The 24,063-nt window shown below is 71.2% G+C and carries 17 protein-coding genes; 11 read left to right on the top strand and 6 right to left on the bottom strand.

All coding sequences use genetic code 11. From position 1 onward, the window contains the following. Positions 1–186: 186 nt before the first annotated feature. Positions 187–1,602, top strand: a complete 1,416-nt coding sequence (locus ABZ664_RS13200) for an ATP-binding protein (protein ID WP_362507705.1) — start codon at positions 187–189, stop codon at positions 1,600–1,602. 187 nt (positions 1,603–1,789) lie between these two features. Here the strand turns inward: ABZ664_RS13200 and ABZ664_RS13195 are convergent, their stop codons facing one another. The 3 genes from ABZ664_RS13195 to ABZ664_RS13185 form a co-directional block, all read right to left on the bottom strand. After that, positions 1,790–3,871 (bottom strand): EAL domain-containing protein, encoded by a 2,082-nt coding sequence (locus tag ABZ664_RS13195; protein WP_362507702.1) that lies wholly within the window; start codon positions 3,869–3,871, stop codon positions 1,790–1,792. Between the two features lie 125 nt (positions 3,872–3,996). Next, positions 3,997–6,177: an NAD-dependent DNA ligase LigA gene (gene ligA / locus ABZ664_RS13190; RefSeq protein ID WP_362507699.1), complete on the bottom strand. Its 2,181-nt coding sequence runs from the start codon at positions 6,175–6,177 to the stop codon at positions 3,997–3,999. 138 nt (positions 6,178–6,315) lie between these two features. Continuing rightward, on the bottom strand, positions 6,316–7,320 hold the full coding sequence (locus tag ABZ664_RS13185; protein WP_362507696.1) for a methionine synthase: 1,005 nt from the start codon (positions 7,318–7,320) through the stop codon (positions 6,316–6,318). 261 nt (positions 7,321–7,581) lie between these two features. Here ABZ664_RS13185 and ABZ664_RS13180 point away from each other — a divergent pair, with 261 nt between their 5' ends. From ABZ664_RS13180 to ABZ664_RS13170, 3 genes are all read left to right on the top strand, one after another. Then, the gene (locus ABZ664_RS13180; RefSeq protein WP_362507693.1) at positions 7,582–8,868 is read left to right on the top strand and encodes a S8 family serine peptidase; all 1,287 of its coding nucleotides are present in this window, start codon (positions 7,582–7,584) and stop codon (positions 8,866–8,868) included. 100 nt (positions 8,869–8,968) lie between these two features. After that, positions 8,969–11,203 carry a serine/threonine protein kinase gene (locus ABZ664_RS13175; RefSeq protein WP_362507690.1) on the top strand — a complete coding sequence of 745 codons (2,235 nt, stop codon included), beginning with the start codon at positions 8,969–8,971 and terminating at the stop codon, positions 11,201–11,203. Positions 11,204–11,232: 29 nt separating this feature from the next. Beyond that, the gene (locus tag ABZ664_RS13170; RefSeq protein WP_362507687.1) at positions 11,233–11,571 is read left to right on the top strand and encodes a YbaB/EbfC family nucleoid-associated protein; all 339 of its coding nucleotides are present in this window, start codon (positions 11,233–11,235) and stop codon (positions 11,569–11,571) included. A 260-nt stretch (positions 11,572–11,831) separates the two neighbouring features. On the opposite strand, the gene ABZ664_RS13165 is transcribed toward ABZ664_RS13170, so the two are convergent. From ABZ664_RS13165 to eccCa, 3 genes are all read right to left on the bottom strand, one after another. Next, positions 11,832–12,788, bottom strand: a complete 957-nt coding sequence (locus ABZ664_RS13165) for a hypothetical protein (protein WP_362507684.1) — start codon at positions 12,786–12,788, stop codon at positions 11,832–11,834. Next, positions 12,785–13,168 (bottom strand): hypothetical protein, encoded by a 384-nt coding sequence (locus tag ABZ664_RS13160; protein WP_362507681.1) that lies wholly within the window; start codon positions 13,166–13,168, stop codon positions 12,785–12,787. Before ABZ664_RS13160 ends, ABZ664_RS13165 begins: the two co-directional genes overlap by 4 nt. Before the next feature lie 98 nt (positions 13,169–13,266). Continuing rightward, complete coding sequence (gene eccCa, locus ABZ664_RS13155; RefSeq protein ID WP_362507678.1) at positions 13,267–17,232, bottom strand: type VII secretion protein EccCa; 3,966 nt, start codon at positions 17,230–17,232, stop codon at positions 13,267–13,269. Between the two features lie 395 nt (positions 17,233–17,627). Between eccCa and eccD the strand changes: the two genes are divergently transcribed. The 7 genes from eccD (at position 17,628) to ABZ664_RS13120 (ending at position 24,001) form a co-directional block, all read left to right on the top strand. Beyond that, positions 17,628–19,013, top strand: coding sequence for a type VII secretion integral membrane protein EccD (gene eccD / locus ABZ664_RS13150; RefSeq protein WP_362507675.1), 1,386 nt, complete (start codon positions 17,628–17,630; stop codon positions 19,011–19,013). Positions 19,014–19,159: 146 nt separating this feature from the next. Next, entirely contained in the window at positions 19,160–20,587 is a 1,428-nt protein-coding gene (gene eccB, locus ABZ664_RS13145; protein ID WP_362507673.1) for a type VII secretion protein EccB, read from the top strand. 108 nt (positions 20,588–20,695) lie between these two features. Then, a complete protein-coding gene (locus tag ABZ664_RS13140; RefSeq protein WP_362507670.1) occupies positions 20,696–21,010 on the top strand; it encodes a WXG100 family type VII secretion target in 315 nt (104 codons plus the stop codon). A gap of 22 nt (positions 21,011–21,032) precedes the next feature. Further along, the gene (locus ABZ664_RS13135; RefSeq protein ID WP_362507667.1) at positions 21,033–21,338 is read left to right on the top strand and encodes a WXG100 family type VII secretion target; all 306 of its coding nucleotides are present in this window, start codon (positions 21,033–21,035) and stop codon (positions 21,336–21,338) included. A 116-nt stretch (positions 21,339–21,454) separates the two neighbouring features. Next, positions 21,455–21,826 (top strand): hypothetical protein, encoded by a 372-nt coding sequence (locus tag ABZ664_RS13130; RefSeq protein WP_362507664.1) that lies wholly within the window; start codon positions 21,455–21,457, stop codon positions 21,824–21,826. A gap of 4 nt (positions 21,827–21,830) precedes the next feature. Further along, a complete protein-coding gene (locus ABZ664_RS13125; protein WP_362507661.1) occupies positions 21,831–23,258 on the top strand; it encodes a WXG100 family type VII secretion target in 1,428 nt (475 codons plus the stop codon). Between the two features lie 101 nt (positions 23,259–23,359). Continuing rightward, entirely contained in the window at positions 23,360–24,001 is a 642-nt protein-coding gene (locus ABZ664_RS13120; RefSeq protein ID WP_362507658.1) for an MBL fold metallo-hydrolase, read from the top strand. Positions 24,002–24,063 lie beyond the last annotated feature (62 nt).

Raw genomic sequence — 24,063 nt, 5'->3', positions numbered from 1 at the left:
GGGAGCCGCCCGTCTCGTCCCGTGCGAACGATCGGCCGTGCGCCCTTCCGGAGGGGAACGCGGACCACGCTCCTCATCGCACAGAAGCGCACTTGTTGGAAGTACGCTTCCATTTTCGCTGAAGATACTATCGCTGTCGATAGTATCTTCAGCGATAGTATCGCCAATGGAAGTATTGGAGGAGGCGTGGGCGAGTTCATCGGCAGGGAGCGCGAGCTGGCGGCTCTCGCCTCCCTGCTCGACCGCGTCCGGACGGAGGCGACGACCGGGCGTCCCGGGCGGTGCGTGCTGATCCGAGGGCGCAGGCGAATCGGCAAGTCGGCCCTGGCCGAGGAGTTCATCGCCCGCAGCGGCCTGCCGTCGCTCTTCTACACCTCGGCACGGGCGGACGCCCAGAGCGAGCTCCACCAGATCATGGCCGACGTCGCGATGTCGGACCTGCCAGGCAGGAACGCGTTCTCCGATGCGGCACCCGGCACCTGGAACGGAGCACTGCAGCTGCTGGCGGACGCGCTTCCCGACGACAACCCGTCCATCGTCGTGATCGACGAGGTCCCCTATCTCATGGACCGCGTCGACGCCTTCGAGGGACTGCTCCAGCGCGCCTGGGACCGGTTTCTCAGCCGCAAGCCTGTGCTGCTGATCCTCATCGGATCCGACCTGTCCATGATGGAGGCGCTGAACAGCTACGAGCGCCCCTTCCACCAGCGTGGCACCGAGATGGTCGTCGGGCCCCTCAACCCCCGTGAGATCCAGCAGATGCTCCGCCTCACGGCCGCCGACGCGTTCGACGCGGCCCTCGTCACCGGCGGTCTCCCCCTTATCTGCGGGGAGTGGCCTCGTGGGGCGTCGCTCTGGGAATATCTGCACGCCGCCCTGACGAACCCGGTCTCGGCCCTTCTGGTGTCCGCCGAGCGCTCCCTCGCGGCCGAGTTCCCCTCCACCGCCCAGGCGAGTGAGGTGCTCCGGGCCATCGGCAGCGGCGAGCGCACGTTCACCAACATCGCCAGAGGCGCGGGCGGGATCTCGCACAGCACCCTCTCCAGGGCGGCCGAGCTCCTCACCTCCAAGGGGATCGTCACCGGTGACCTGCCGCTGTCCACCCGCCCTTCCAAAGAGCGCCGATACCGCGTGACCGACCCCTACCTGCGCTTCTGGCTCCACTTCGTCCGGCCGCACATGCCCGAGATAGAGCGTCGCAGGGGTGACCTGACCATACGGCGGTTCGCCTCGCAGTGGAGCACCTGGCGGGGCCGAGCCGTGGAACCTCTCATACGCGAGTCACTGGCCCGGCTGCTCCCCGACGACCGGCTGCCGGAGGCGCCGGCGATCGGCTCCTACTGGACCAGGAGCAACGACGTGGAGATCGACCTCGTGGGTGCGGACAGGGGGCCGATCGCCCGGCGGCTGTGCTTCCTGGGGTCGATCAAGTGGCTGGAGAACGCCTCGTTCGACGACCACGACCTCGCCGCCCTGGCCAGACACCGAGCGGTCCTGACGGACGAGCTCGTTCCGCTCGTCGCGGTCTCACACGGCGGAGTCTCCTGCACCGGTCTCACCGCCGCGTACGGCCCCGACGATCTCATCCGGGCTTGGAGCTGACCCCGTCGCCGGTACGCACCGCATCGTCGCGAGCCGGCAGCCGTATCCGCTCCCGCCCAGCGGGTGATCACCCCCGTGCCGATCGGGGGGCACGTGCGGAACGCGGGGCCGTACGGCCGGGACATCCGGGTGCGTGGACGTCCCCGACGGCATGGCGGCCCGTCCTCGATGCCGCCCCGATGCCGACCTAGGCCCTCTGGGGGTCGAGGATCTCGGTGCGGCGCAGGAAGCCGAGGTCGTGGGTGGCGATGGCTCGATGTTCGCGCAACCATACGGTCGCGTCAGCAGCGGACATGGGTTCGGCGAACAGCCAGCCCTGGCCGAGATCGCAGCCCATGTCGGCCAGACGCTTGGCGACCTCCTCCGACTCGACGCCCTCGGCGACCGAGCGCAGCCCGAGGGAGCGGACCAGGTCGATGATGGAGCGGACGATCCGCTCGTCGTCCTTGGACTCGCCGATGCGGCGGACGAACGAGGAGTCGATCTTGACCTCGGCGACGGGAAGGCGCTGCAGGCGCACCAGCGAGGAGTAGCCGGTGCCGAAATCGTCCAGCGCGAGCGGCACTCCCAGCGAGGTGAGGGCTCGAACGGCCCCGTCGGTGTAGGCCTGGTCGGTCATCAGGATGCGCTCGGTGACCTCCAGCTGGATCGCCTTGGGCGGCAGCCGGTATCGCGCCAGCCCCTCCCCCAGTTGGTCGGAGAGAGCGCAGTCGAGCAGGTCGCGGGCCGAGATGTTGACGGAGATCTGCTCGTGCAGGCCGGTGTGCCACCAGTGGGCGGCCTGCTCCAGCGCGGCGTCGATGACGTATCCGGTGAGATGGCGCATCAGGTAGGACTGCTCGGCCATCGGCACGAACTCCCCCGGAGGGATCATCCCCCGCTCGGGGTGGCGCCACCGCAGCAGCGCCTCCACACCCCTGACCTGCCCTCCTGCCAGGTCAAGCTTGGGCTGGTAGTGCAGCCGGAGCTCGGAGCGGTCGATCGCCCTGCGCAGGTCGCCGAGAAGATTGAGACGTTCCGGACTGTTGCGGTCCTTGTCGGCGGCGTAGATCTCGACCCCGCTCCTGCTCTCCTTCGCGAGGTACATCGCCACGTCGGAGCGTTGCAGGAGCATCTCGAAGTCGGGCGCGTGGTCGGGGTAGATGGCGATGCCGAACGAGGCGTCCAGGTCGAAGCTCATGCCCTCCAGCCGGACCGGCTCGGTGATCGCCACCCGCAGGCGGGCCGCCACCTCCCTCGCCGCAGCGGCGTCCCTCACCGAGGGCAGCAGGACGGCGAACTCGTCGCCGCCGAGTCTGGCGACCACGTCGCCGGGCCGGACGCTGTGGGTGAGGCGGTGCGCGACCAGCTGCAGGAGCCGGTCGCCGACCGGGTGCCCGAGGGTGTCGTTGATCTCCTTGAACCTGTCGAGGTCGAGCAGGAACAGGCCGACCCGCTCGCCGTCGCGCGCCTCGGCGAGCGCCTCCTCCGTGCTGAGCACGAGCATCTTGCGGTTGGGCAGCCCGGTCAGCACGTCGTGCGTCGCCTGGTGGTCGCGGCGGACCGACATGGTGGCGGTGAAGTACACCGCCACCATCGGCGCCAGGAAAAGCGGCACCAGGGCCGGTGAGTGGTTCATCACCACCACGACGAGCGGGGCCAGGCCGAGCAGCCCCGTGTAGACGAGGCTCTGGTGGCCGATGGTGGTCCTGATCACCCGGTAGATCGACCTGCGCTCGTGCAGCGCCACCGCGCCGGAGACCAGCAGGGCCCGGACCACGAAGTACGCGAGCCCGGCCAGCCCGATCGCGAGCAGGTCGGAGCCCGTCGGCACCCAGGCGGTCACCGTGACGGCCCGGTCGCCGAACAGCCCGAGCACCAGCCCGGCCGCGCCGCAGGCCATCGTCACCTGCGCGATGTTGAACATGATCCGATGGATCGCCTTGCGGGTGACGGCCCCGTTGACAATCATGGCGACCGCCTGCAGCAGTACGGCGACCGGCAGGCCGTAGTGGAGCAGCGCGGCGAAGGTGAACATGGTCGACGGGTAGGTGCCCCCCACCGTCATCGACGACGACAGGACCACCGGCCGCAGCTCGCCCAGCACGATGAGGGCCGCGAGCATCCAGAACAGCGGGCTGCGGACGAGCTCCGCGCTCTCGGCCACGTTCGTGCCCAGCAGGGATACGACGAGCGCGGTGAACCCCATCGTGATGACGGCGGCGAGATAGGCCCACAGGGGCGTTCCCGGTCGCGGTCCGGTGTCGCGAGTGTCGATTGGGTCGGCCATGAGTAAAAAACCCCCATTAGTTCACTATGGGAGAGTACGGCCTACGGGCCACTTCGCGAAACCGATTGCGCACGTTCTGTCACTGACAATTCACACGTTTTTGAGACACAAGTCTGGGGTGACCCCTACTCCTCGGGCTTCACCGTGAGCTCCGACGCCGCCTCGGGCCCCTCGCTCAGCAGGACCCGCAGACCCGCCTCGTCGAGGATCGGCACACCGAGCTTGACCGCCTTGTCGAACTTGGAACCGGCGTTCTCCCCCACCACCACGAAGGAGGTCTTCTTCGACACCGACGCCGAGACCTTGCCGCCGCGGGCGGCCAGGGCCTCGCCCGCCTCGTCACGGGTGAAGTCGGTGAGTGTGCCGGTCACCACGAAGGTGAGACCGGCCAGGGTCTGCGGGAGCTGCTCGGCCGGGGGGTCGTCGACCATCCGGACTCCGGCCGCGGCCCACCTGTCGACGATCTCCCGATGCCAGTCGACCGTGAACCAGTCGTGAATCGCCGCGGCCACGCGCGGGCCGACGCCCTCGACGGCGGCGAGCTCCTCCTCCGACGCCTCCGCGATCGCGGGGATCGAGCGGAACTCGTCGGCGATCGCCTGGGCCGTCGGAGGGCCGACATGCCGGATGGAGAGCGCGACGAGCACCCGCCAGACCGGCTGGGTCTTCGCCTTCTCCAACTGCTCCAGCATCTTCTCCGCGTTCTTGCTCGGCTCGCCGCTCTGGTTGGCGAAGAAGGTGACGACCTTCGGCTCCCCGCTCTCCGCATCGGTTTTGGGCAGGCCGGTGTCGGGGTCGCGGACCACCGACCTGATCGGCAGCAGCCGCTCCATCGTCAGGTCGAACAGGTCGGCCTCGGTGCGGACCGGCGGCTCCTGCGGCGGCAACGGCTGGGTCAGCGCGGTGGCCGCCACGTAGCCCAGCCCTTCGACGTCGAACGCCCTGCGCCCGGCCGCGAAGAAGATGCGCTCGCGGAGCTGGGCGGGGCACGCCCTGGTGTTGGGGCAGCGCAGGTCGGCGTCGCCCTCCTTCTCGTACGCCAGCAGGGTGCCGCACTCCGGGCAGTGCTCCGGCATCACGAACTCGCGCTCGGCGCCGTCACGCAGGTCCACGACCGGGCCGACGATCTCGGGAATGACGTCGCCCGCCTTGCGCAGCACCACGGTGTCACCGATCAGCACGCCCTTGCGCGCCACCTCCGAGGCGTTGTGCAGCGTGGCCCGCTCGACCGTGGAACCCGCCACGACGATCGGCTCCATGACGCCGTACGGGGTGACCCTGCCGGTGCGGCCCACCGCGACCTGGATGTCGCGGAGCTTCGTGTTGACCTCCTCCGGCGGGTATTTGTAGGCGATCGCCCAGCGCGGGGCCCTGCTGGTCGAGCCCAGGTTGTTCTGCAGCTCGATGCGGTTGACCTTGACCACGACGCCGTCGATCTCGTAGGCCGGGTCGTGACGGTGCTCGCGGTAGAACTCGATGAAGGCGTTGATGCCGTCGAGATCGTCGACGACCCGGTAGAGGTCGCTGACCGGCAGGCCGAACCCCCCGAGCCGTTCGTAGATCTCCGACTGGGTGCGGGGGGCGGTGGCGCCCTCCCACCTGCCGACCCCGTGAACGATCATGTAGAGCGGCCGCTGGGCGGTGATGCGCGGGTCCTTCTGCCGCAGGGAGCCCGCCGCGGAGTTACGCGGGTTGGCGAACGGCGCCTTGCCCGCCTCGACCAGCTGCTCGTTGAGCTTCTCGAACTCCTCGACGGGGATGTAGACCTCGCCCCTCACCTCCACCACGTCGGGCACCTCGTCGCCGGTCAGGCGGTGGGGGATGTTGGCGATCGTGCGGACGTTGGCCGTCACGTCGTCGCCGACGCGGCCGTCACCCCTGGTCGCGCCCCTGGTGAGGCGCCCCTTCTCGTAGAGCAGCGCGATCGCCAGGCCGTCGATCTTCAGCTCGCACAGGTAGGGCGCGGGGTCGCGCTCGGCCAGCCGCTCGGCCCTCGCCCGCCAGGAGGCGAGGTCGTCGGCGTTGAAGGCGTTGTCGAGGCTCTCCATGCGCTGCAGGTGACTGACCGGGGTGAAGTCGCTGGAGATCGGCGCGCCGATCTTCTGGGTGGGCGAGTCGGGCGTGCGAAGGCTCGGGCTCCGCTCCTCCAGCTCGCGCAGCTCACGCATCCATCCGTCGTACTGCGCGTCGCTCACGGTCGGCGAGTCGAGCACGTGGTAACGCCAGTTGGCCTCCTCGACCAGCTCGGTCAGCTCCGCGTGCCGCTCCAGCGCCGACACCGGCACACCCTCGACCTCAGCGCCCATCGCCCGCTTCTCCCATCGTCGTGACCCGAGACAGTCGTGGCCCATGACAAACGTATCTTCGGGCACCGACAACGCGACCCCGTCATTGCTCCGAGTTGGACAAGCCCGCGCCGCTCCCGTCCGGGCGCCCGCGCGAGATCACTCGCCGGGGTCGTCCCGCAGCACGGCGGCGGCCTTGCGGCAGGTGGCCAGGGCCGCCCTGGCGTAGGCGGGCGAGGCCCCGGCCAGCCCGCAGGCGGGGGTGAGCACGACCTGCGAGGCGAGGGTCGAGGAGGGGAAGCCGAGGCGGTGCCAGAGCCCGACGGCGGGTTCGGCGACCGCGCCGACGTCCGGGATCGCGGAGTCCACGCCCGGTACGACACCGAGGAACAGGGCGGTCCCGGCCTCGACGGTCTCGCCGATCGCGTCCTCGTCGCGTCTCCTCATGAGGTGGGCGTCCAGCGAGACCCCTCCCACGCCCGCCGTGCGCAGGACCCCGAAGGGCACGCCGGGTGCGCAGCAGTGCACGACCGTGAACGTCTCCGCGGGGAGCACCGCCCCGAGCCGGTCGGCGACGATCTGGCGGTCGACGGCGGCGAGCCGCCCGAAGCCCGAGGCCGTCGGCACCGTACCCCGCAGGACGCCGGGCAGCCCGGGCTCGTCGATCTGCACCACGATCCGCGAGGCGCCCGGCACCCTGCCGCGCACGTCGGCGACGTGCGCGGCGAGCCCTTCCGCCAGGGATTCCACCAGGTCGCGCACCGCCCCCGGGTCGGCGAGCGTCTTGTCGCCGTACCGAAGCTCGATCGCCCCCGCCAGCGTCCACGGCCCGCACACCTGGATCTTGAAGGGCCCCTCGTATCCCTGGGCCACCTCCTCCAGTCCGTCGAGGTCGCGTACGAGATGGTCGCGGGCGCGCTTGAAGTCGCGCCCCGGCCGGTCGGCGAACCGCCAGCCGGACGGCTGCACCTCGACGGGCAGGTCCAGCAGGAGTGACGCGGTGCGCCCGATCATGTCGGCGCCGACACCGCGGGCCGGGAGTTCCGGCAGGTACGGCAGCGCGGGTGACTCCCCGAAGGCGACCCTGACCGCCTCGGCGTGATCCTCACCCGGATGCGACCCGATGCCGGTCGCGGTGGCCTCGCCCCATGGGTACTGGCTCAAGACTGCTCCTGGTTTCGCGTGGGGACGTGGGCGGGAACCCACCGGCGCCTGCTCGGCTCCCCCGCCCAGGCCAGCCTATGGCCGCCGGATCGCGCCTCCGGCCGTGGCGATCCCGCCGCACCGTGACGGCGTGCGATCAAGCTGAGTAGGGTGCTGCCCGGTATTCACCCTTTTCTGGGGCCTTATCGCTCCAGAAGCGTCTCGGTGCGGGGCCGTTTCGCTCGGGGGGCCGTTCGTGCTGGTTCGTTCTGGGGGCGTTTCGTGATCGGTCGGATGCTCGTCACGGTGCTGGTGCTGGCGGCGGTCGCCGCGCCACCGGCCGTGGCGAAGGGTACGGAGGCCAAGGGTACGGAGGCGGAGACCGCGGTGCGGACCACCTCGACAGCGGGGACGGCCTCGGCGGGCAGCGCGGGTACGGCGACCGCGGGGGGTGCTTCGACGGCGAGGGGCGGGGCGGGAACCTCGGGGACGTCCGCGCCCGCCAGGTGCAACCCCCGGCGCGGCACGACCAGCATCGGGGAGTCCTGGGCCCAGCGCAGGCTCAGCCTCCCCGAGGTGTGGGAGCTGACCAAGGGGGCCGGGGTGACCGTCGCGGTCGTCGACAGCGGGGTGGACACCAGGCATCCCCAGTTGAGGAGGGTCAGGTCGATCGACCTGACCGCGACCGGTGCCCGCGACTGTCTCGGCCACGGCACCGCGGTGGCGGGCATCATCGCGGCGGCCGAGATGAAGGGGGTGCCCTTCACCGGGGTCGCGCCGCAGGCGAAGCTGATCTCCATCAAGCAGACCTCGGACGGTACCGGCGACGTGGGCCGGCTGGCCGCGGCCATCGTGCGGGCCGCCGAACTGGGCGCCGACGTGATCAACGTGTCGGTCCAGGCGGGCGACCAGGCCGACCTGCGCGACGCGGTCGCCTACGCCCTCGCCATGGACGCGGTCGTGGTGGCCGCGGCCGGCAACGTGCAGAAGGAGGACGGCACCCCCGCGCCCGCCTACCCGGCCGCCTACGAGGGGGTCCTCTCGGTCGGGGCCGCCGGTCCCGACGGCGCGAGGGCCGACTCCTCCAACGCCGTCACCCCCGTCTCCGTCCTGGCTCCTGGCCGGAACGTGACGAGCACCTGGGCAGGGCGGACCTACCGCGAGGACCTGGAGGGGACCAGCTTCGCCGCCCCGTATGTGGCCGGGGTGGTCGCGCTGGTCCGGGCCCGCCACCCTGGACTGGACAACGTGCGGGTGCGGCGGCGCGTCGAGTTGACCGCCGACGGCGGCGCGGGGGCGGGCACCGGGGCGGGGATGGTCAACCCGCTGCTGGCGGTCTCGGCGATCCTGCCGTCCGAGCAGGTGGCGCTCGCGCCGCGCCTCGCCGCCCCGCTGCCGGGGAACGTGGTGCGGCCCGCGCCTCCCGAGGATTCCCGGGCAATCTCGATCTCGATCTGGGTCGCGCTGGGAGCGCTCGTCGTCGGCGTTCTGGTCACCGTGGCGGGCATCGCGATACCGATGGGGCGCCGCAGGGGTTGGCGACCAGGAACCATTGACCATCAAACGTAACGAACAGGACTAAAAATACGATCTGGTGCGACAAATTTGGTTGGATGGTGCCCGATTAGCTTAAAGCGGCTTTATTGACAGCTGTGCTGAAAGGAATGCAATGGGGCATTTGTACCCATTACTGGCTGAAGATCCCAAGCGCATCGGTGTGTACATCCTGGTCGGCCGGCTCGCCCAGGATCCAGGACACGCCGCCTACCTGGGACATCTTCCCGACGACGACATCATCCGCGTCATCCGCCTCCTCCCCGCCGAACCCGGGGCCCCCGCCCCCCGGACACGGGAGCGGATCACCAACGAACTGCACGCCGCCAAGCGCGCGTCCGGAGCCCACGCCGCGAGACTGCTGGAGGTCGGCTGGTTCGACGACCGCCCGTACGTGGTCCGCGAGCACATCGAGGGACCCACGCTGCGGCAGGCGGTGGCCGAGGGCGGGCCGCTCACCGGGGACGCGCTGGAGCGGTTCGCCGCCGGCACGCTCACCGCGCTGACCGCCCTCCACCTGTCCGGCCTCGCCCACGGGTCCCTCACCCCCGACACCGTGCTGCTCGGCCCGGACGGTCCCCGCGTCTTCGACATCGGGCTCGAACCCGTCACGGGCGAGCGGGAGCCGGACTACCGGGCCCCCGAGCACATTCGCGAGGAGGCCACCTCCGCGCCGGAGGCGAGCAAGCCCGCCGACCTCTTCGCCTGGGCGGCCACGGTCGTCCACGCCGCGACCGGGCGGCCGCCCTTCGGCGGGCTTCCCGAGAAGGTCCTGGAAGGACACGCGGACCTGACCGGCGTGCCCGCGGAGCTGAGGCCACTCCTCGCCTCCTGCCTGGACGGGCGGGCTCGGGAGCGCCCGGACGCCAAGGCCGCCATGCTGCGCCTGCTGGGCGAGCCGGAGGTCCCGGACGCGCCGGCTCCCCTCCCCGACATCGCCACCGGTCCCGCGACCCCCCCTCCTCCCGGCCCTGTCTCCGGCGTCCTGGGGCTCCCCGGCGTCCCCGGCACCGCCTCGGACATCGGAACGGAGATCGGGGCACCGGGTATCGGTGTGGGGGCGCGGCCGGGCACGGGGATCACGGGGGAAGACGACTCATCACGGGGCGAGAAGGTTCCCGGTGCCGCCGCACCGCGACAGGTGGAGCCCGCGACGTCGGTCTGGGGAGCTCCGCAGCTTCCCCAGGTCGCGTCGGCCGCTCCCGGAGCCTCGGACCCGGCACCCGCGAAGGCGGTCAAGGACCGTCCGAGGACGGGCAACTTCTCGATGGCGCTCGCCGCCTGCGTCGGTGTGATCGTCCTGCTCTCCGGGCTCGGGATCTGGGCCGCCGGACGGTACACCGCCCTGAGCGAGCAGCGGGCCTCCGCCGACGGCGCGCTCCCCGAGGTCTCGCTCGGGCTGGTGGACCGGTCACGGAACGAGCCGCAGGGGCAGGACCCCGTACAGAACACCGGCGAGAACCCCTCGGGCAAGGTGACCGTACCCTGGGGTACGACGCCAGAGCCCGAGGTCGCCGAGGTGGGGCCGCTGCAACTGCCGAGCGACGCCCCCGCCGAGCCGCCTCAGGTGCCGGACATCGGCATGTACACCAACCCTCCGCCCGTGCCGACGGCGCCGCTCACCGAGGCTCCGAACGTGCCCGGGGTGCCGAGCCCCACGGCCGGACTGCCCTCGGAGGCGGAGACGTCCGCCCCCGCGGCCCAGCCGACCCCGGCGCCGACACCGACCCCGTCGTTGACCGTCGAGCCGGAGGGACCCCCGACCGGAACGCCGACCCCTGAGCCGAGCCCCACCCCCACCCCGGCCCCGCCCGGCACCCCCGAACCGACGCCGACCGCGCCCCAGGCGACCCCCACCCTCACGCCGACCCATCCGGCCGCGAGGCCGACGTCGTCCCCGACCCCGCCGTCCCGGAAGCCCTCGCACACGGCACGGCCCTCGTGGACGTTCAGGCCCTCCCAGACGGCCAGGCCCTCGTGGACGTTCTCGCCCCCGAGTCCTTCGTCGTCCGCGCCGGCGCGGCGCGCCAACCCCCACACGCCGGAGAAGGTCTGCGGGCCGGGCTTCGTCGTGCAGCGGCAGTCCCCGTTCACGGGCGGGACGGTCTACCAGCTCTTCAACGCCGCCACGAAGAACACCTGCGTGGTCACCCTGAAGAACGAGAACGTGGGGGTCGCGTCCCCGCTCTGGGCCACCCTTGAGGTCCAGGGCAGCCGGGCCAAGACCGAACGAGGCAGCCACGAGTACTACATCGGCCCGATCATCGTCTCCGCCCAGGGCAAGTGCGTGCGCTTCGGCGGCGGTGGATCCGCCGGCTCCGCCTCCGTCGACTGGGGGAACTGCCGGTAATGCGCGGCCAGCGGGAGAGCATGCCGGGCATGTCCGACGAACCGTACTCGCCGACCGGGGATCCGGAGGCGGACCGGCTCCTCACGGTGATCGGGGAGCAGACGACCCGGATGGAGGAGGTCGGCCGGAGCCTGGCCGACGCCAGGGGCCACGGCCGGGCGGCCGACGGCCACGTGTCGGTGGAGGTGCTGGCCAGCGGCGCGCTGGCCGCCCTCCGCATCGACCCGCGTGCTCTCCGCCTGGGCTCCGAGGCCCTCGCGGAGGCGATCCTGGAGGCCTCGGGCGAGGCCGTCAGGGACGCGGCCGAACAGAGCGGCGCGCTGCTGAACTCCCTCCTGGAGGACCCCTTCAGGAACCAACCCCTCTGACCAGGTGACCGGTCGGCCCCGGTTCACCCTGGTCGTGGATCCGGCCCCGGGCTTTGTCCGGGGCCGGATCCATGAGGGGACCAGGGCAGGTCCGGCCGGACCGTGGCGGGGCCACGGCAGAGCCATGGCCGAACCGCGGCGGGACCATGGCAGGTCCGACCGAACCGCGGTCGAAACCAGCGGGACCACCGCAGGTCCGACCGAAACGCGGCGGGGCCACGGCGATGCCCGAACGAGGCCCGACGAGGCTACGGCCCCGCTCAGGCCGGTGGCTTGGCCGCGCGGGAGCCGTGCACGATCACCTTGGAGACCCACTGCTCCCAGGTTGGGAGGGCGGGATCCCCCTGGACCGTGTTGTCCGCCACGGTGTACGTCCCCGAGCCCACCAGCCGGGACATCAGGTTGCCCGCCGCGTCGTTGGGGAACGCCCTGCCCCATGGGCCGATCTTGGTCAGGTCGAAGGCGGCGTTGAAGGCCATGTTGCTGACGAAGCCCCGGCCGAACTGCTTGGTGTTCTCACCCTCTCCGGTGACGTCGTTGCCGGTGAGGTCCTTCTTCACCCCGGCGAGCTCGAAGATGCTCCACTGCAGCACCTGCTGGCCGCCCGCGTAGCCCACGCTGTCACCCAGGTAGTAGAACGAGTTATAGATGATCTTCTCGACACTGATCTTGAAGATCTTCATCTGCAGGATCGCGCGCCCCTTGAAGAACCTGTCCATGATCTGCTTCTGCACGGCCGCCCCGATGCCCGCCGTGGCCCAGCCCCAGGCCACCGTGTAGACCATGTTCATCCACGCCTGGACGGCGAGCACGATCAGCACGTACCGGGTGATCTCCACGGCCTGGGCGTAGTCGCGGCAGGCTTTCGCGATCGCCCGGCAGAACGTGGCGACCTCACCGGGATAGGGCCGGAAGGTGCCGGTCCACAGCGTGCTGAACTCCCGCACGGCCGCGCCGCCGTTGTTCTTCCAGACCTGCTCGGCGACACCGTTCGCGTCGGTGCCGGAGCCTTCGATGGTGTTGGCAAGGTTGTCCCAGATATCCGCTGCCGTGCGTAGCTTGTCCGGATCACCTTCCGGCCAGCCCACGCCGAGCATGGACGTGACGAACGCGGCGGCCCCGAGGGAGCCCGCCCCCATCGCGGTCTTGACCGGGTTGGCCTTGGCGAACGCCCCCACCGCCCCCAGGGGACCCGCGGGCAGGCCCAGGCCGCTCATTCGAGCTCGGCCTTGCCGCCGGGAGCACTGATCTCGGGGCCGACGACCGCCTTGACCATCTCCCCGACCGTCGCCCAGTTGGCCCCGGTGACGTTCTCGCCGACCAGACCCAGGTTGTCGCCGATCTTGCGGTAGCCGTTCCCGATGCCCTCGACATGGCTCTTCGCCTCGTCGCGGGCGGCGAGGTAGCCGGTGCCGCCCGCGGCACCCGCGAACTTCCGGCCGACCTCGTCGTTGCCCCAGAAGGCGCCCAGGGCGTCGAGGTCGGCCATCGCCTTGGCGAAGGCCGTGGCGAGCTCGTCGCTCTCGGTGTGAAAGTCTTCCTTACGTCTTTTCAGATCGGCCGGACTGATATCCGTCGGCTCCGGAGGAAATGACAAGAGAGCCCCCTGAACGTTACGCACGTTTTCGGGGTGAAACTATTCATCCATTGTTACGCGAGATGTTACGCGGAATGTTCTCCTTTGTTTCTTCCCGTTCACTTATCCGTATCGGGCTGTGAGACGAACGCGGTCTGGATGAGGCGCACACCGTTCCTCCGGTCGGAGAGATAGGCGCGTCCCGGCGGCAGCGCGTGGGGACGCACCCCGAACAGCACGCCCTCGTCCTTGTGGCCCGACATCATCACGGCCGGGGTGGCCATGTCCTTGAGCCGCTGGAGCACCGGGTCGAACATGGCGCGTCCCGCGCCGCCCATCGCGCGGGCCAGCACCAGGTGCAGGCCGATGTCGCGGGCCTGGGGCAGCAGATCGAGCAGCCCGCCGAGCGGGTTGGCGCCCGAGGCCACCACGTCGTAGTCGTCGACGACGATGTAGATGTCCGCCCCCTTCCACCAGCCGCGCGAACGCAGTTCCTCCGGCGAGAGGTTCGCCGGGGGGAGCCGCTTGATCAGCGAATCCCTGAGCTCGCCGATGAACTCGGTGGCGGCCGTCGAGGAGGCCGCGTACCCGATGCGGTGCTCGGTGTAGGCGGCGTCCAGTAGCGAGCGGCGGTAGTCGATCACGACGAGGCGGGCCTTCGAGGGCTCGTGGCGGGCCACGACCCCCTCGGCCACCAGGCGCAGCAGGTTGGACTTGCCGCTCTCGTTGTCGCCGATCACGACCAGGTGCGGATCCGCGTCGAAGTCGGCGAGCACCGGCGAGAGGGTGCTCTCGTCGATGCCCAGCGGGATGCGCGCACCGGTCTCCTCGGGGCCCGGCAGGCTCTCGGGCGCCAGGACGGCGGGCAGCAGCCGCACCCTGGGAGCGGGTGGACCCTGCCAGGCGGCGGCGACGGACTCGACCATCGCCCGGGTGGCGGTGGGCAGGTCCTCGCTCTGGTCGCCGCCGTCGACGCGGGGCAGCGCGCTCAGGAAGTGCAGGCCCTCGCGGGTGAGGCCGCGCCCCGGCACGCCCTCGGGAACGGCCATCGCGGTCCTGCGGTTCACCTCCGACTCGTAGGCGTCACCCAGCCTCAGCTCCACCCGGGAACCGAACAGGTCGCGGATGGAGGGCCGGAACTCCGACCACTTGTTGGTCGCGGCGACCACGTGGATGCCGTAGCCGAGACCTCGGGCGGCCAGCTCGGTGATCGTGGGCTCCAGCGACTCGAACTCCTGGCGGACCGTGAGCCAGCCGTCGACCACGAGGAACACGTCCCCGAAACCGCCGGGATCCACGGTCCCCGCGGCGAGCAGGCGCCGGTAGGCGGCGATCGAGTCGACGCCCAGCTCGGCGAACTCCCGCTCCCGCCGCGCGAGCAGCGCGGTGACCTCGGCGACGGTACGGCGGACCCGGTCGGTGTCCATCCGGTTGGCCACCCCGCCGACGTGCGGCAGGCCCTCCAGCGAGGCGAGCGCGCCGCCGCCGAAGTCCAGGCAGTAGAACTGCACCTCGGCGGGGGTGTGGGTGAGGGCGAGACCGGCGATCAGCGTACGAAGCACGGTGCTCTTGCCGCTCTGCGGCCCCCCTGCCACGGCCAGATGCCCGGCGGCACCCGACAGGTCGAGCCAGTACGGGTCGCGCCGCTGCTCGAAGGGGCGGTCGACGACGCCGAGCAGCGCGTGCAGCCCTCCGCGCCCCTGCCAGTGCGCGGTCGTCAGCCCGTGCCGCGGGGTGACGGACAGCGGCGGCAGGAGCTGGTCCAGCGAGGGCGGCTCGGCCAGCGGCGGCAGCCAGATCCGGTGCGCGGGCGGACCCTGCCCGCCCAGCCTGCGGACCACGACGTCGAGCAGCGTGTCGCGCCCCGTGGCGACGCTCTCCGGTTCCTCCTCCGGCTCGGCCTGGAGGGGAGGCGCGATGTAGGCGGGACCGTAGGGGACGATCTGCCGCCCCTCGGCGCGCTCGCGCCGCACGACCCGTCGCTCGGGGGTGTAGGGCCCGGAGACGTACGCGGCCTTGAAACGGACCATCCCCGTGGTGTCGAACTTCAGGAAGGCGTTGCCCGGCGCCGAGGGCAGCTCGTAGGCGTCGGTCACGCCGAGGACCACCCTGCTCTCCATCGCCGAGAAGGTCCGCAGGCCGATCCGGTACGACAGGTGGGTGTCCAGGCCGCGCAGCCTGCCCTCCTCCAGCCGCTGCGAGGCCAGCAGCAGGTGAACCCCCAGGGACCTGCCGAGGCGGCCGATCATCACGAAGAGCTCGATGAACTCGGGCTTGGCCGACAGAAGCTCGCTGAACTCGTCCAGCACCACGAAGAGCGTGGGCATCGGGCTCAGGTCGGCCCCCTGCTCCCTGGCCTGCTCGTAGTCGCGCAGCGAGGCGTAGTTTCCCGCGGCGCGGAGCAGTTCCTGGCGCCGTACCATCTCGCCGTGCAGGGCGGCGTGCATGCGGTCGACGAGCGGCAGCTCGTCGGCGAGGTTGGTGATGACGGCCGAGACGTGCGGCAGGGAGTCCATGCCCAGGAAGGTCGCGCCGCCCTTGAAGTCGACGAGCACGAAGTTCAGGACCTCCGACGAGTGCGCGACGGCCAGTCCGAGCACCAGCGTGCGCAGCAGCTCGCTCTTTCCCGAGCCGGTGGCGCCGATGACGAGGCCGTGCGGGCCCATGCCGCCCTGCGCGGACTCCTTGATGTCCAGCTCGACCGGGCGCCCGTCGGTACCGACGCCGATCGGCACCCGCAGCCGGTTGCGCGGCGCCCTGGGACGCCAGAGCAGCGCCGGGTCCAGCCCCGCGGGGTCGCCGAGTCCCAGCAGCTCGGCCAGCGTGGTGTCGGCGGCGAGCGCGTCGCCGCCCCCGGCTCCGGCCGGTGAGCCGCGCAGCGGGGCGAGCCGCCTGGCGAGCCCGTCCGCCTGCAGGTACGAGAACCTGTCGGGCCTGCCGAGCGGGGTGACGACCTCCTTGCCCGCCTGGTCGGTGGTGACCCGGCTGAACAGGTCCTCGGTGACGCGCAGCCTGAGCATCGTCTTCTCGCCCGCCGGCGTGGTGGTGCCGTCGAGGTCGATGAGGGTGACCCCCTCGATCGCGTCCGCGCCCAGCGGGGAGTCCTGCGGGACGTGCCCGCCGTCGATGATCACGATGTGGTACGGGAGCGCGTCGGGGGAGATGCCCGGCTTGAACCGTGCCCGGTTCTTGAAGTCGGCGCCCAGCAGCCTGTCCAGCTCGCCCAGGTCCTCGGTCATGAGGCGGACGGGCCCCGCCGCGTCGGTCTCGTGCGGGTGGAGGGCGTGCGGGAGCCACTTGACCCACTCCCAGTGGGCCATCCACTCCCTGGACGCGCACACCGCGATCCTGAGCTCGTCCGGCGAGTGGAAGACGGCGAGCTGGCCGACGAGCGCCCTGACCATGTCGCGGACGGCCGCCTCGGGACCGGTGAGCCTCACCCTGGCGAAGGAGTGCAGGGAGATGGCGATGGGCAGGTCGGCCACCGTCGAATGGGCTCGGACGAAGCGGCGCAGCGCCCCGGCGGACATGGCGTCCAGGTCCTCGACCGGCTTGGACTCCGGTGGTATGAGCTGGATCGCGAGGCGCTGGGAGCCGGTGCCCACCCTGACGGCGCCGAAGTCGGCGTCCGAGGGGCGCCGCTCCCACAGGCGGGCGCTCAGCGCGATCGCCCAGAGGGCGTCGGGGGCGGGGCCGTTCCAGTCGAGCGCCTCGCGCTGCCTGGCGGCCGCGCGCCTCACCTTGGCGCGGGTCTGGGACAGGTAGCGGAAGTAGTCGCGGCGCTGGCCGTTGATCCGCTGCTTGCGCTCCCCGCCCGCCCTGCCCATCTGACCGACGGTCATACCGACCATGGAGAGCGCGAACATGCCGCTCGCCACGTACATGATCGGGTTTCCGCCGCCGCCCCCGGCGAACATCAGCCCCATCGCGGCGCCGCCCGCCACCATCGGCAGGTACATGAGCACCTGCGTGAACCCCGCCGAGGTGGTCTCCGGGATCTCCGGCGGCGACTCCAGGAGGATCTCGCCCCGCGGTGGTGCCGGAGGTGGGCGCCGCTCGGGACGCCGGACGACCACTATGCCCACTTCGCCCCCGATGTGAGTTAAGCAAATATCGTGCAGTCCGGATCACCTTGACGCGCTCCCCTGCCTGAAGGCCGGGGATTCAGCCCGCGCCGCGCGTTCACGCGGCACCTCTGAGGCTTCCTGCTTCGTCGACCTGAGCCACCGCGAGCGGTGGTCTTACCGGGCCTCCACAGTCGTTTAGCGTCTCCGCCCGCCCGGCGGCGACTCGAACACATTACCGCATCGCCCCTGATCTGACGGCGAAACCACTCAGGTCAGGGCACGCTCGCACCCTAGCGGGCACTCCCGCGCGAGCCTTCGCCTCCGGCCTGAAGGCCGGAGCACTGGCCCGCATTCCGGTAGCTCACCACCCCGCCGGGTGCCGGATGATCGCGGAGGTGGCTAGCATGCGCCCTGTGAACCAGGTGACCGCAATCTCCCTGTGCCGCATCACCGTCGTCACCCCGCGCCGCCGGGTCGACCTGGCGGTGCCCTCGGACCTCCCCCTCTCCCATCTGCTGCCCGACCTGCTCGCCGCCACCGGCGAGAGCGCCGAGGAGGTCGCGCCGGTCGGAGGATGGGGACTCCAGCGGATCGGCGCGGCACCCATGCCCTCTGGCGCGGGCCTGAACGAGCTGGGCATCAGGGACGGCGAGGTCCTCTACCTGCTGCCCCGCTCGTCCCAGCTGCCCGAGGCGGTCTTCGACGACGTCGCCGACACCGTGGCGACCGGCGTCAAGGAAAGGACCGGGCGCTGGCGGCCCGCGCACACCAGGGGCGTGGGGCTGGGCACCGCGGCGCTGTCGATGGTCGCCGCGGCCGTGGTGCTCGCGGTGAGCGGCCCTCCCTGGGGCCCGGTCGTCGCCTTCGCCGGAGCGTGCGCGATCCTCGCCGTCGTGGCGGGCGCCGCGCTCTCCAGAGCCCTGGGCGACGGACGTGCCGGCGCGATCATCGGCTACACCGCGCTGCCCCACGCCTTCCTCGCCGGGGCCTGCGCGCCCGCTCCCCCCGCCGGCTCCGCCGCCTTCGGAGCGCCCAACCTGCTCGCCGGGTTCGCGGTGACCGCGCTGGTCGCCACCGTGACCGGCTGGGTCGTCGCCGAGGGCCTGCCCAACTTCTTCGGCGTCGGACTGGCCGCGGTCATCGGGACGATCTGTTCGGCGATCGTCATGTTCACCGGGGCGCCCGCCGCCGGTGTGGCCGCGGTGGCCGCCGCGGTGACCCTCGCCTGCGCACCGCTCATCCCGACGACGTCCTTCCGGCTGGCGCGGCTCCCGCTGCCCGCGCTGCCCGCCAACGCCGAGGAGTTGCGCGCCGACACCGACGACATCGACGGCGCGGACATCCGGCGCCGCGCGACGGAGGCCGAACGGTTCGCGACCGGCCTCACCGCGGGCGTCGCCCTGGTGGCACTGGGCACGCTGCCCGCCCTGCTCACCGCGAGCGGGTGGACCGCCCCCGCGACGCTGGTCACGCTCTCGCTCGCACTGCTGATGCGCGCCCGCGTCTTCCAGGGGACCGGTCAGCGTCTCTGGCTGCTCGGCTCGGGGCTGACCGGGCTGCTCGCACTCATCCTGGGCGTGGCGTTCACCACGCCCGGCTCGGCTCCGGCGGTCACGATCGGCCTGGTGTGCGCGACGGCGGTGGCGGGCGGGATGGCGCTCCTCCTCCCCCAGCGGCGGCCCTCCCCGTTCTGGGGTCGCGCCGGGGACATCCTGGAGTTCTGCCTGATCCTCGCCCTGATCCCGCTCGCGCTCGGGGTGATGGACGTGTACGCGGCCATCAGGGGTTTGTCGGGCTGACCGGCGGTAGCGCATCCCGACCGCGAGCTCGCCGACAGTGGTAAACGCCAGATACCAGCACCGTTCACCATTCGCGCCCTTTGCACTGATCGTCGATCACGCTTCTATGCTGTCGGCGACCGCGCACCCGGCGAGGCGGAGGTGGGATGCAGACCCGTCGTGATCTCTATCAGGCGCACAAGCTGATGACCCAGCGCCTGGGCATGGCCCTGCTCCAGGGCGAGCCCGACGTGCCGGAGTCGCCGATGCGCAGGCAGAACGTCGCGACGTTCTGCGGCATCCTGGTCGCGGTGCTGGTGGCGGTGGCGTTCGGCGTCTACGGGCTGCTGCGCCCCGGCGGCGCCACCGCGCTCACCGAGCCGGGGACGGTGATCGTCGAGGAGGAGTCGGGCGCGACCTTCGTCTACAGCGCGACGCGGGGGCAGATGATCCCGGTCGCCAACGTGACCTCGGCCAGGCTGCTGCTCGGCGGCGGGCAGGGGGTGAAGGTCCGCACGGTTACCACGGCATCACTCGCGAGCTTCCCCCGTGGGCTCCTGGTCGGCATTCCCGGCGCCCCCGAGTCGCTGCCGCCCCGCGAGCGGCTCGTCCGCGCCCCCTGGTCGGCCTGCGTGGTCGAGGGCGTGGACACCGCGGGGACGCCTACCCCGCACACCTCGCTCGTCGGCGGCTTCGCGGTCGGCGGCACCCCGCTCGGGCAGGACACCGCGATGGTCGTGCAGGAGGGTTCGCAGACCTGGCTGCTCTGGTCGGACCGGCGGATGCGGGTGCCGCAGAAGAGCCTGCGGGCGCTGACCGAGGAGCAGCCCCGGCAGGTCCCCGCGGCCTGGCTCAACGCGCTGCCCATCGGCCCCGACTTCAGCGCCCCGGCGCTCGCGGCCCGCGGCAGGGTGATGCGTGGCCCCGACGGGGGGCGCTCCGCCGCGGGCCGGATCTACACCGTGCGGGCCACGTCGGGGGACACCGCCAAGTGGTACGTCCTGCTCCCCGACGGCCTGGCCGCGCTCACCCCCGCCCAGGCCGAACTCCTGCTCCAGGACCCGGCGAGCAAGAGGGCGTACGGCAGGGCGCCGGTGCGCGCCGTGGAGATCGACGCCGCGACCGCGAACGGGATGCGGCGCTCGGCCACCCGCTTCGATCCCGCGGGGCTTCCCGCCACCATGCCCCGGGTCATCGCCCCCGATCCCGCCTCGCCGGTGTGCGCGGTCTACGCCGAGACCGAGCGCGGATCGACGCGGGCGCGGCTCACCGTCGGCAGCACCACGCGCATTCCCGCGCCGCCGGCGGGCCGCTTCGACCAGGACTCGGTGGACCAGGTCGTGCTCCCACCGGGCACCGCGTCGCTGGTGGGCGTGCTGCCGGGGAACGGCAGGCTGGACGCGGTCACCTCGGTCTTCCTCGTCAGCGACCAGGGGCGACGGCACGCGATCACCGCGACGGAGTCGCTGGCGAGCCTCGGCTACACGGCGGCGGACGTCGCGCCGCTGCCGGCGCACATCGTGCATCTGATCCCGCAGGGACCCGCGCTCAGCCGGACGGCGGCGGGAGTCCCGGTGCCCGTGGGACAACCGTGATCCCCGTTACCAACGGTACATCTGTTCGTTACAGGTGAGAGATGCGATGGTTGTCCACTTTGTAATGATCGAAAGACCCATGTCAGTCGAACACCATGGAGGTGTCACGTGGTTCAGAGGACCACCGCGTACCATTCGCGGCTTGGCGAAGCGTCACAGAAGACCGACGACGCCAAGGGCACGATCAACCAGATCAAAACCCAGCTCGAGGGCCACAGGGGCGAGCTGCGCTCCGGCTGGGACGGCCAGTCCGCGGTCTCCTTCGACGGCGTGTTCAACGCCTGGAGCACCGAGATGACCAACATCCTGCGCGAGCTTGAGGGCCTGTCGATCAAGCTCAAGAACATCCAGAAGAACTACGAGACGGCCCAGGAGAACCAGACCGCCGTCTCGCAGCGGCTCGGGGCCGACATCAACAGCTGACAGCTCAGAAACGGGGATCACCATGGCTAGCGACTTTGACCGCACTCTTGTCGACTTCGGCCAGATGGACCGCTCTGCCGCGGACTTCGCGCGGCAGTGGCAGATGTTGGAAGGGACCCTCCAGAACCTGGAAGGGGACCTCGACCGGTTGCTCGGCGACTGGGAGGGCGACGCCCGCACGGCCTACTACGGCGCCCGCGCCCAGTGGGACGCCGCGTCCGGCCGGATGGCCGCACTGCTCCAGCGTCTCGGTGGCGTCATCGAGATCGGCAGGGAGAACTTCGCGACGACCGAGAAGGTCAACGTCACGATGTTCGACGGACGCTGACCCCACGCTGACCCCACGAACGGGGCGGGTCACGGCGCTGCCGCGACCCACGTCACCGGGGAGAACCAACCGGGTCGCGGCGCTGCCGCGGCCCCTTCAGTAACGGGGAGAGAGGCATGTTACCTCCCGAAGACAGAGTCGCGCCCCCCTGGCCGGGCCTCGACAAGGACCGCCCGGCCGTCGAGATCAAGCGCGACCGGATCAAGCAGCTCCTCAAGGCCCTTGAGGAGGACGTCGCGCGCCTTGAGGGCTCGAACGAGGGCGCCCTGCAGGACATGCGGGCCATGACCAACCTGACCGAGGCCCACTTCGGCACCTGGGACACCGCCAAGGACGTCGCCAGGACCGCGGGCAAGGCCCACATGAAGGTCGGCACGGTCTACCAGGACACCATCGTCAAATACCGGGCCGCGATCGAGTTGCTGCGCGTCGCCGCCTACAACTACCAGGACGCCGAGCAGGCCAGCACCACGAACAAGGCGAGCTGAGGCGATGGGCAACGACCACGCGCTTCACCACATCAAGTTCGACGGTGAGGGCCCCCCTGGGATCGGCAGCCGTGGCCACTACAGCGGCTACAGCGCCGAAGAGATCAAGATGATGTTGCAGAACACCAACCCGCGGGCCATCGAGGACGCGGGCCACGCCTACAGTTCCGCCGCGTCCACACTGCGCGCCAGCCACACCCTCATCCGGCAGATCGCCGGAGAACTCGCCCAGGTCTGGAGCGGTGACGCCTCGATCGAGGCGCAGAACGCGCTCCAACTGGTCCACAAGACGGTCAACGAGCTGTCCACCCGCTGCGGCCAGCTCGGGCCACCACTGACCCACTACGGCAGGGAGGTCCTTCCCAAGTACATCGAGTACGCCAACAGCAGGCCCTCGATGGGGTTCCTCGACGGGGTCGACTTCCTTCCGGGAGACGACATCGCCGTCGGGAAGGTCGGTAACACGTACCTCTTCACCAACAAGTCGACGAACGACTTCGCCCGCGAGGACCTGATGGCCCTCAACCAGGAGCTGGTCAACCTCTACGACCGCATTCCCGCGACCGTGGAGAAGGACCTGCCCCAGCTGAGCGGCGCGGTCGACCCCGCGCTCACCAACCAGAACTACCCCGGCGGCCTGGGAGGCTACCCGGGAGGTGGGGGTTACGCCGGGGGCGGTGGCATACCCGGCGGCTACGGCGGGGGCGGCGTCGGAGGGCTGCCCGGTTTCTCGGGCGGTTATCCGGGAGGCCCGGGGAGCGGCTATCCGAGTGGGAGCGACTATCCCGGCGTCTCCAACCCCTCCATCCCGGCCTATCCCGGCGGTCCCGGCGCGGGCGCTCCGGGTACGGGTCTCCCAGGCACGGGTGCTCCCGGTCCGGGTGTTCCCGGTCCGGGTGTTCCCGGCACGGGCCTGCCGGGCAACGGCAACCTTCCGCCCGGGTACACCGACCCGACACTTCCGAACCCGAACGACCCGCGCGCGGGCTTGGATCCGAATGATCCTCGCAACACCAAACTGGCCGGTTTCGAGCCCACAGTGCCCGGCGGCCCCGGCACCGGCACCGGACTCGGTCCTGGCACGGGAGTCGGTCCCGGAACCGGGCTCGGCCCCGGAACCGGTCTGCCCCCCTACACCGGGGGCGGTGGCGGAGGCGCGGGTCCCACCGCGTTCGGCCAGAACGGTCCGGCGGGGCCGAGTTCCTGGGTCGGCAACGGCGGCACCACCGGGGCCGGCGGCGGTCTCGGAGGCGTCGGTGGTGTCGGCGGCCCGAGGGCCGACGGCCGTGGCGGCATGGGCGGCATGCCGTTCATGCCGATGAGTGGCGCGGCGGGCCAGGGAGACCAGGACCGCGAACGCTCCACCTGGCTCACCGAGGACGAGGACGTGTGGGGTGGTGACCGCGGTACCGCACCGCCCGTGATCAACTGATCGGACCGCGCGGGGGGCACCGTCTTCCCGGCAGCCCTCCGCGCGCGTCTCGTCCTCCCTCCCCGAGGGGCCGTGATCTCGGCTCCTCATAGAGTGAGGGGATGAGACTCACGAAATTCGGGCACGCGTGTGTCCGACTGGAGAAGAACGACTCCGTCCTCGTGATCGACCCGGGCTCCTTCAGTGAGGAGTCCGCGCTCGACGGGGCACAGGCCGTGCTCATCACCCATGAGCACTTCGACCACGTGGACGCCGACCGACTGCGCCGGGCCGCCGAGGCCAACCCGTCCCTGGAGGTCTGGACGAACGAGGGCGTGGCCGCCACGCTCACCGACGTTCCCGCCAAGATCCAGGTGGTACGGCACGGCGACGCCTTCGACACGGCCGGTTTCGGAGTGAAGGCCGTCGGTGAGTGGCACGCCCCCAACCACCCGGACCTGCCGATCGTGCGCAACGTCGGCTTCCTGGTGGACGAGGAGGTCTTCTACCCGGGCGACGCGTTCACCCTTCCGGGTGTCGAGGTGCCCACGCTCCTGGTGCCGACCAACGCGCCGTGGATGAAGGCGTCGGAGATGGTCGAGTATCTCCGCCAGGTCCGTCCGGCCCGCGCCTTCTCCACCCACGACGGCCTGATCAACGACATCGGGCTCCGGTTGGTCGACATGTGGCTGGAGATGGAGTCGGACAAACAGAAGGCCGACATGCGCCGCCTCAAGCCCGGCGAGTCGGTCACCCTGCCGTAGGAATCCCTCGGCAGGAGAGCCGCTCTCCCACCGGGCTCGCGGGGACGTGACGCTGCCGGCCC

It is taken from the genome of Streptosporangium sp. NPDC006930, from assembly GCF_040635605.1.
Lineage (GTDB): Bacteria > Actinomycetota > Actinomycetes > Streptosporangiales > Streptosporangiaceae > Streptosporangium.
This window is presented reverse-complemented; position numbering and strand designations above follow the sequence as displayed.

What these genes read in the sequence shown, in the direction of transcription:
- ABZ664_RS13165 (WP_362507684.1), bottom strand. Translation starts at nt 12,788, where the DNA reads ATGAGCGGCCTGGGCCTGCCCGCGGGTCCCCTGGGGGCGGTGGGGGCG.
- ABZ664_RS13175 (WP_362507690.1), top strand. Translation starts at nt 8,969, where the DNA reads ATGGGGCATTTGTACCCATTACTGGCTGAAGATCCCAAGCGCATCGGT.
- ABZ664_RS13170 (WP_362507687.1), top strand. Translation starts at nt 11,233, where the DNA reads ATGTCCGACGAACCGTACTCGCCGACCGGGGATCCGGAGGCGGACCGG.
- ABZ664_RS13195 (WP_362507702.1), bottom strand. Translation starts at nt 3,871, where the DNA reads ATGGCCGACCCAATCGACACTCGCGACACCGGACCGCGACCGGGAACG.
- ABZ664_RS13125 (WP_362507661.1), top strand. Translation starts at nt 21,831, where the DNA reads ATGGGCAACGACCACGCGCTTCACCACATCAAGTTCGACGGTGAGGGC.
- eccB (WP_362507673.1), top strand. Translation starts at nt 19,160, where the DNA reads ATGCAGACCCGTCGTGATCTCTATCAGGCGCACAAGCTGATGACCCAG.
- ligA (WP_362507699.1), bottom strand. Translation starts at nt 6,177, where the DNA reads ATGGGCGCTGAGGTCGAGGGTGTGCCGGTGTCGGCGCTGGAGCGGCAC.
- ABZ664_RS13120 (WP_362507658.1), top strand. Translation starts at nt 23,360, where the DNA reads ATGAGACTCACGAAATTCGGGCACGCGTGTGTCCGACTGGAGAAGAAC.
- ABZ664_RS13135 (WP_362507667.1), top strand. Translation starts at nt 21,033, where the DNA reads ATGGCTAGCGACTTTGACCGCACTCTTGTCGACTTCGGCCAGATGGAC.
- ABZ664_RS13130 (WP_362507664.1), top strand. Translation starts at nt 21,455, where the DNA reads ATGTTACCTCCCGAAGACAGAGTCGCGCCCCCCTGGCCGGGCCTCGAC.